Origin of the sequence: Streptomyces sp. NPDC059355 (assembly GCF_042752335.1) — a bacterium.
Lineage (GTDB): Bacteria > Actinomycetota > Actinomycetes > Streptomycetales > Streptomycetaceae > Streptomyces.
This window is the reverse complement of the sequence record NZ_JBHYXN010000033.1, coordinates 85,822-93,136: the sequence shown is the minus strand read 5'-3', so window position 1 is coordinate 93,136 and position 7,315 is coordinate 85,822. Positions and strand designations below refer to the sequence as shown.

The window sequence follows — 7,315 nt, the reverse complement described above, 5'->3', positions numbered from 1 at the left end:
GACCCGCCGGATCTCCTGATCACGCCCGATGACCGGATCCAGCTTGCCCTCACGAGCCGCCGCCGTGAAATCGGTACCGAACTTCTCCAGGGCCTTGTACTGGCCCTCGGGATCGGGGGTGGTCACCCGCCGTCCTCCTCTTGCGTTCTCGAAGGCCTCCAGCAGCTTCTTCGCCGTCGCGCCCTGGCCGGAAAGGACCTCACCGGCCGCGCCGCCCTTGGCGGCGATCGCGGTGAGGAGGTGTTCGGTGGAGAGGTACTCGTCGCCGAGCTTCCCGGCCTGCTGGTCGGCCTCGGCGAGTACGGCGAGCAGCTCGCGGGTGGGCTGCGGGGGCGCGACCGTGGAGCCCGTGACGCTGGGCAGGGCGGCCAGCAGCCGCTCGGCGCCGCCGCGGACCGCCGCCTGGTCGGCCTCGGTGGCCGCGAGGAGGTCGGTGATGTTCTCGTTGTCCTCGCCGGCCAGCAGGGCCAGCAGCAGGTGCGCCGGGGTCAGGTCCGCGTGGCCGTCCTTCACGGCGCGGCTGGTGGCGGCGTTCAGGGCGTCCCGGCTCTTGTTGGTCAGCTCGGCATCCACGTGCGACTTCTCCTCTCAGACAGGTCGGACACAGCAGGCTGGGGTCTCGCTCTTTGAGTATGTCAGCATGCGCAAAGTTGAGTCTATTCCACTCAAGGATGGATTTCAGCCCTCACGTACCCTCGGGCCATGGCTCTTGACGTACTCAACCCGACGCCCGAGTACCTCGCCTTCTGGCGGGAGCGGCACGTCTGCACGCTGACCACCCCGCGCCCCGACGGGACCCCGCACGTGGTGCCGGTGGGCGTCACGTACGACCCGGAGGCCGGCCTGGCCCGGGTGATCAGCAACAAGAACAGCAAGAAGATCCGCAACGTGCTGGCGGCGCAGGGCGCGCAGGCGGGCCCCGCGCGGGTCGCCGTGTGCCAGATGGCGGGGCGGCGCTGGGCGACGCTGGAGGGGCACGCGGTGATCCGTACGGACGAGGCCTCGGTCGCCGAGGCGGTGGCGCGCTACGCGGAGCGGTACGGACGGACGCCGTCGCCCAATCCGGACCGGGTCGTCCTGGAGATCACCCTCGACCGGGCGATGGGCCGGGCCTGAAGAAGAAACAGTTCGGTTTTCACCTTGTCCGGTTCAAGCACTGGACGCGGACATCACAACGGCGCCATCGTGGTCAGGTCCACGATGGCGCCGTTGTGTGGGGGAAGCACCTGGAGCGATCTGCGACGACGGGGGAATCGCTTCAGGCACTGCGGGGGGTGGCGGTGGTGATATCGGGTTCGAAGAGCTGGTGGTCGCGCTGATCAAGGTTGACGAAGACCATTCCGTAGCGCACCTCGCAGCGGACGGGCTGCGGCGCACCGCGGGGGCGGCGCAGGCACCGGTACGCCCGGACGTCCTCGTCCTCCTCGCGCGTGATGACGATGGGCTGTCCGAACAGGGTGACCATCAGCGAGTCGCCGGGGTGGGGGATGGCGGTGGCGAGGTCGATGAACTGCCAGCCGGAGCGGTAGGCAGAGGCCATTTCGCGACGGAAACCGCGGTCGTCGGGGGTCATGCCGCGCTCTCCACGCCAACGACGCCCGCTTCGGCGCCTACGGGGGCCGAGCGCCATCCACTGTCCATCGGTGCCGCGCGCCATCCGCTGTCCTCCAGCGGCGCCGCCTGGAGGTCTGCGGCACCCCCTTCAGCTCCCCCCAGGGTGACCCCGGCAAGTCCCAGACCGGCCACAGCCGAGAAGATGACGGTGGCAAGCGCCGAGCGAAGCATTCTCTTGTTCATGGTCGGCTTCGTCCTCACTTGATGAAATCCTCTCCCCCGCCTGTCAGACGATGGCTCATTCAGGCACGTCGCTGCCACAGGGACGATGCATCATGTTCTTGCATGTTCAGGACCCTGGGGGGTGGAGATTTGACCACAAACAGAACAAAAGCGACACATCCCCACTCGGTCACCGAGCTGTGCAGCGAGGGGGCACGGCTCTACACGAGCGCGCTGCGCACGGGACGTATCGCACGTGGGGATGTCAAAACGGCACCCTGCCTGCTCGATCTGGCGTTGTTGCAGCCAGATCCTGATGACGTAAATTCCCTCCGTCCGGTTCCACCGGCGGTGGCACTCGCACAGCGGCTGCATCCGATCGAACGCGAGATCCGCGACAGGCGCCGCGACTCACTCGAACTGTCCGAGGCTTTCGAGCCGTTTCTCGCCATCAGCGCGCAGAGTCCGGCGAGCACCCACGCCATCACCGTCCTCGAGGGCTTCGACCCCATCAACGCGGCCCTCAACCTCGCCACGGCCGAGTGCCACACCGAGATGCTCACCATCCAGCCCGGCGGCGCCCGCCCCAGTCTGGAGCTCACCGAGGCCCTGGAACGCGACCAGCCGCTGACCGACCGCGGTGTCCGGATCCGGACCCTCTACCAGCACACCGTCCGGCACAGCCGCGGCACGCTCGCGTACGTCGACCTCCTCAAGGCCGGCAAGGTCGAGGTGCGCACGCTGGAGGAGCTCTTCGAGCGCCTCATCATCTTCGACCGGACCGTCGCCTTCATCCCGGCCAGCGACGACCGCCAGGTCGCCCTGGAGCTGCGCCACCCGGGGCTGGTGGACTACCTCATCAAGGTCTTCGAGCAGCTCTGGCACCGCGCGGTGCCGCTCCAGGAGGAAGTCACGTACCAGCACACCCGCGGGGGCATCTCGGGCGTGCAGCGCACCATCGCGCAGCTCCTCATCGAGGGGCACGTGGACGAGGCCATCGCCCGCCGGCTGGGCATGAACGTACGGACCTGCCGCGCGCACATCGCGAAGCTCGCCAGCACCCTCGGCAGCGGCAGCCGGGCCCAGCTCGGCTTCCTCATCGCGCGCTCCGGGATCCTGGAGGACGAGGGCGACTGAAACGAGCCGGCCCCGCCCGGAATCCCGGACGGGGCCTGTGCGTGCGTGTCGTGCGTGCGTGCCGTGCGCGCGCGTGCCGCCTGCGTGCGGCGTGCGCATGAGGACGGCTCGGTCAGTCGCCCTGACGCTTCGGCGCGGGGCGCCAGACGACCAGGGCGTTGCCCGCCACCGGCGGCTGGTACTTGACCAGATCCCGCCGGTACGAGGCGTGCACCTGGGCCTCGCGCTGCTGCAGCACGGCGGCCGCGCCGTCCACCGCCGCCGAGAGCTCGGCCACGCGCTGCTGGAGCGCCGCGACCTGGTTCTCCAGCTCGATGATCCGCTTGATCCCCGCCAGGTTGATGCCCTCGTCCTGGGACAGCGCCTGCACCGTGCGGAGGAGCTCGATGTCGCGGGCCGAGTAGCGCCGGCCGCGGCCGGCCGTCCGGTCCGGGGAGACCAGGCCGAGGCGGTCGTACTGGCGCAGGGTCTGCGGATGCAGGCCCGAGAGCTGGGCGGCCACCGAGATCACGTATACCGGTGTGTCGTCCGTGAGCTGGTAGTGGCTCCTGCGGCGGCCGTCCATGTCATGCTCCCTTCGCGGACTCGAACAGCACGGCGCGCGGGTCCTCCGACTCCGTCGCGTCGCGGTACATCTCCAGCGCCTCGCGGGCCTTGTCCGACAGCGAGGCCGGAACAGCGACCTCCACCGTCACCAGCAGGTCTCCGCGGGTGCCGTCCTTGCGGACCGCTCCCTTGCCGCGGGCCCGCATCGTACGGCCGCTGGGGGTGCCCGGCGGCAGCTTCAGCGTCACCGAAGGGCCGTTCAGGGTCGGGACCTTGATGTCGGCGCCCAGGGCCGCCTCGGCGATGGTCACCGGGACGGTGACCGTCAGGTTGTCGTCCTTGCGCCCGAACACCGGGTGGCCGTCGACGTGGACGACAACGTACAAGTCTCCGGCGGGACCGCCGCGTTCGCCCGGGGCGCCCTTGCCGCGCAGCCGGATCCGCTGGCTGTCGGAGACGCCCGCGGGGATCCGGACCTGCATGGTGCGGGAGGACTTGGCCCGCCCGCTGCCCTTGCAGACGTCGCAGGGGGTCTCGGCGATGAGGCCGCGGCCCTTGCAGTCCGCGCAGGGGTCGGTCAGCGAGAACCCGCCGCCGCTGCCCCGCGAGACCTGGCCGGTGCCGACGCAGGTCGGGCACACGCGCGGCGTGCCGTTCTTGTCGCCGGTGCCCGAACAGGCCTTGCAGGGCGCCTGGGAGGACATCCGGAGCGGGACCGTGGCCCCGTCCACCGCCTCCGTGAAGGAGAGGGTGACCTCCGATTCGATGTCCTGGCCGCGGCGCGGCTGGACCCGGGTACCGGGACCCGCGCCGCCGCGGTTGAACAGTCCGCCGAAGACGTCGCCCAGGCCGCCGCCACCGCCGAAGCCGCCCGCGCCGCCGCCACCCTGCTGGGTGCCGCCGAACAGGTCGCCCAGGTCGAAGTTGAACGAGCCGCCGCCCCCGCCGGGACCGGGGCGGAAGCCGCCGTTCCCGAACAGGGCGCGGGCCTCGTCGTACTCCTTGCGCTTCTTGGCGTCGCCGAGGATGTCGTTGGCCTCGGAGATCTCCTTGAAGCGCTCCTCGGCCGAGGCGTCGCCCTTGTTGGCGTCCGGGTGGAACTCGCGCGCGAGCTTCCGGTACGCCTTCTTGATCTCGGCCTCGGTTGCGTCCTTCGGGACACCGAGGACCTTGTAGTAGTCCTTCTCGACGAAGTCCTTCGTGCTCATCCCCGGTGTCCCTCCTCTCGTACCGCTACTGGTTCAACGTCAGCCCTTGTCGGGGGCATCCGTGTCCTTGTCCGAAGGCGCGTCGGCCTCGGCCGACTCGGACTTGGGGGCCGCGCCCGGCTGGGGCTCGGCCACCGCGACCCGCGCGGGGCGGATCGTACGCTCGCCGATCCGGTACCCCGGCTGCAGGATCGCCACGCAGGTGTCCTCGGTGACGTCCGGCGCGTACGAGTGCATCAGGGCCTCGTGGATCGTCGGGTCGAAGGGCTCGCCCTCCTTGCCGAACTGCTGCAGCCCCATCTTGGCCGCGGCGGTCTCCAGCGATTCGGCCACCGACTTGAAGCCGCCGACCAGCTCGCCATGGTCCCGCGCCCGGCCGATGTCGTCCAGGGTCGGGAGCAGCTCCGTCAGGAGGGACGCGACCGCGATCTCCTTGACGGCGATCCGGTCCCGCTCGACCCGGCGGCGGTAGTTCTGGTACTCCGCCTGGAGCCGCTGGAGGTCCGCGGTGCGCTCACCGAGCGCGGTGCGGGCCTGGTCCAGCTGCGCCAGCAGAGCCGTACCGCTGTCCTGGGCGGACTGGGCGGACTGTGCTGCTGCGGAGTCCCCGGCCGGGGCCGCGGCCTCCTCCTTGGAGGAAGCTGCGGCCTTCGGCTCGGCGGCGTCGTCAGGCGTGCCGTCGGCGGGGACTTCGGGCTTCTCCTCGAAGCCCGGGGTCTCCTCCGACATCAGGCAGCGCCGCCCTTCGGCTTGTCCTCGTCCACGATCTCGGCGTCGACGACGTCGTCGTCGGCCTTGGCCTGGCCCGCGTCACCCGCGCCGCCGGCAGCGCCCTGGGCGGCCTGCGCGTCGGCGTAGATGGCCTGGCCGAGCTTCTGGCTGACCGCGGCGAGCTTCTCGGTCGCGGTGCGGATCTCGGTGGTGTCCTCGCCCTTGAGCTTTTCCTTCAGCTCGGCGACGGCGGCCTCGACCTCGGTCTTGACCTCGGCCGGGACCTTGTCCTCGTTGTCCTTGACGAACTTCTCCGTCTGGTAGACGAGCTGCTCGCCCTGGTTGCGGGACTCGGCCGCCTCCTTGCGGCGCAGGTCCTCGTCCGCGTACTGCTCCGCCTCCTGGCGCATGCGGTCGACCTCGTCCTTGCCGAGCGAGGAGCCGCCGGTGACGGTCATCTTCTGCTCCTTGCCCGTGCCGAGGTCCTTGGCCGTGACGTGCATGATGCCGTTCGCGTCGATGTCGAAGGAGACCTCGATCTGCGGGACGCCGCGCGGGGCCGGGGGCAGGCCCGTCAGCTCGAACATGCCGAGCTTCTTGTTGTACGCCGCGATCTCGCGCTCGCCCTGGTAGACCTGGATCTGCACGGACGGCTGGTTGTCCTCGGCCGTCGTGAAGATCTCGGAGCGCTTGGTCGGGATCGTGGTGTTGCGCTCGATCAGCTTGGTCATGATGCCGCCCTTGGTCTCGATGCCGAGGGACAGCGGGGTCACGTCGAGGAGCAGGACGTCCTTGACCTCACCCTTGAGGACACCGGCCTGGAGGGTGGCGCCGATGGCGACGACCTCGTCCGGGTTGACGCCCTTGTTGGCGTCCTGACCGCCGGTGAGCTCCTTGACGAGCTCGGCGACGGCCGGCATGCGGGTGGAGCCGCCGACCAGGACCACGTGGTCGATCTCGGACAGCGCGATGCCGGCGTCCTTGATGACGTTGTGGAACGGGGTCTTGCAGCGGTCCAGCAGGTCCGCGGTCAGCTGCTGGAACTGGGCGCGCGTGAGCTTCTCGTCCAGGTGCAGCGGGCCCTCGGCGGAAGCCGTGATGTAGGGCAGGTTGATCGTGGTCTCCGTGGAGGAGGACAGCTCGATCTTCGCCTTCTCGGCGGCCTCGCGCAGGCGCTGGAGCGCCATCTTGTCCTTGGAGAGGTCCACGCCGTGGCCGTTGGCGAACTGCTTCACCAGGTAGTCGACGACGCGCTGGTCCCAGTCGTCACCACCGAGGTGGTTGTCACCGTTGGTCGCCTTGACCTCGACGACGCCGTCGCCGATCTCGAGGAGCGACACGTCGAAGGTGCCGCCACCGAGGTCGAAGACGAGAATGGTCTGGTCGTCCTTGTCGAGGCCGTAGGCCAGGGCGGCGGCAGTCGGCTCGTTGACAATACGCAGGACGTTCAGGCCCGCGATCTCGCCGGCCTCCTTCGTCGCCTGGCGCTCGGAGTCGTTGAAGTAGGCCGGGACGGTGATGACCGCGTCCGTGACCTTCTCACCCAGGTACGCCTCGGCGTCGCGCTTCAGCTTCTGCAGGATGAAGGCGCTCATCTGCTGCGGGTTGAAGTCCTTGCCATCCAGGTTGATCTTCCAGTCAGTGCCCATGTGGCGCTTGACGGAGCGGATGGTGCGGTCCACGTTCGTGACCGCCTGGCGCTTGGCGACCTCGCCGACGAGGACCTCGCCGTTCTTGGCGAAGGCGACGACGGACGGCGTGGTCCTGGCGCCCTCGGCGTTGGTGATGACGGTGGGCTCGCCGCCTTCGAGAACGCTGACGACGGAGTTAGTGGTGCCCAGGTCGATGCCGACCGCACGTGCCATTTTGATTTCCTCCAGCTGACTTGAGTGGAACAGACTCAACCATGCCCCACCACCGCGCGAACGTCAACAGAG

8 protein-coding genes are annotated in these 7,315 nt (G+C 69.5%); 2 read left to right on the top strand and 6 right to left on the bottom strand.

Annotation, left to right across the window (positions count from 1 at the left end; genetic code table 11):
• A partial coding sequence (locus ACFXGI_RS27385; RefSeq protein ID WP_384711899.1) for a Clp protease N-terminal domain-containing protein occupies positions 1–573 on the bottom strand: 573 nt, incomplete at its 3' end.
• A 129-nt stretch (positions 574–702) separates the two neighbouring features.
• On the opposite strand from ACFXGI_RS27385, the gene ACFXGI_RS27380 reads away from it, so the two are divergent.
• The gene (locus ACFXGI_RS27380; RefSeq protein ID WP_351775037.1) at positions 703–1,116 is read left to right on the top strand and encodes a TIGR03618 family F420-dependent PPOX class oxidoreductase; all 414 of its coding nucleotides are present in this window, start codon (positions 703–705) and stop codon (positions 1,114–1,116) included.
• Between the two features lie 142 nt (positions 1,117–1,258).
• Here ACFXGI_RS27380 and ACFXGI_RS27375 read toward each other — a convergent pair whose 3' ends face one another.
• A complete protein-coding gene (locus ACFXGI_RS27375) occupies positions 1,259–1,573 on the bottom strand; it encodes a hypothetical protein (protein WP_030299141.1) in 315 nt (104 codons plus the stop codon).
• Positions 1,574–1,899: 326 nt separating this feature from the next.
• Between ACFXGI_RS27375 and ACFXGI_RS27370 the strand changes: the two genes are divergently transcribed.
• Entirely contained in the window at positions 1,900–2,913 is a 1,014-nt protein-coding gene (locus ACFXGI_RS27370) for a helix-turn-helix transcriptional regulator (RefSeq protein WP_229337682.1), read from the top strand.
• A gap of 112 nt (positions 2,914–3,025) precedes the next feature.
• Here ACFXGI_RS27370 and ACFXGI_RS27365 read toward each other — a convergent pair whose 3' ends face one another.
• From ACFXGI_RS27365 to dnaK, 4 genes are read right to left on the bottom strand one after another with little or no spacing between them, the layout of a single operon-like run.
• Entirely contained in the window at positions 3,026–3,478 is a 453-nt protein-coding gene (locus ACFXGI_RS27365; protein WP_030870928.1) for a heat shock protein transcriptional repressor HspR, read from the bottom strand.
• 1 nt (position 3,479) lies between these two features.
• Positions 3,480–4,667, bottom strand: coding sequence for a molecular chaperone DnaJ (gene dnaJ / locus ACFXGI_RS27360; RefSeq protein WP_384711895.1), 1,188 nt, complete (start codon positions 4,665–4,667; stop codon positions 3,480–3,482).
• Positions 4,668–4,706: 39 nt separating this feature from the next.
• Entirely contained in the window at positions 4,707–5,396 is a 690-nt protein-coding gene (grpE, locus tag ACFXGI_RS27355) for a nucleotide exchange factor GrpE (protein WP_384711892.1), read from the bottom strand.
• Positions 5,396–7,243: a molecular chaperone DnaK gene (gene dnaK / locus ACFXGI_RS27350; protein WP_384711889.1), complete on the bottom strand. Its 1,848-nt coding sequence runs from the start codon at positions 7,241–7,243 to the stop codon at positions 5,396–5,398. Before dnaK ends, grpE begins: the two co-directional genes overlap by 1 nt.
• Between the last annotated feature and the right edge of the window lie 72 nt (positions 7,244–7,315).

Excerpts from the sequence above, each read along its gene's own strand:
- ACFXGI_RS27380 (WP_351775037.1), top strand. The coding sequence starts at position 703 with ATGGCTCTTGACGTACTCAACCCGACGCCCGAGTACCTCGCCTTCTGG.
- ACFXGI_RS27375 (WP_030299141.1), bottom strand. The coding sequence starts at position 1,573 with ATGACCCCCGACGACCGCGGTTTCCGTCGCGAAATGGCCTCTGCCTAC.
- ACFXGI_RS27370 (WP_229337682.1), top strand. The coding sequence starts at position 1,900 with ATGTTCAGGACCCTGGGGGGTGGAGATTTGACCACAAACAGAACAAAA.
- ACFXGI_RS27365 (WP_030870928.1), bottom strand. The coding sequence starts at position 3,478 with ATGGACGGCCGCCGCAGGAGCCACTACCAGCTCACGGACGACACACCG.
- dnaJ (WP_384711895.1), bottom strand. The coding sequence starts at position 4,667 with ATGAGCACGAAGGACTTCGTCGAGAAGGACTACTACAAGGTCCTCGGT.
- grpE (WP_384711892.1), bottom strand. The coding sequence starts at position 5,396 with ATGTCGGAGGAGACCCCGGGCTTCGAGGAGAAGCCCGAAGTCCCCGCC.
- dnaK (WP_384711889.1), bottom strand. The coding sequence starts at position 7,243 with ATGGCACGTGCGGTCGGCATCGACCTGGGCACCACTAACTCCGTCGTC.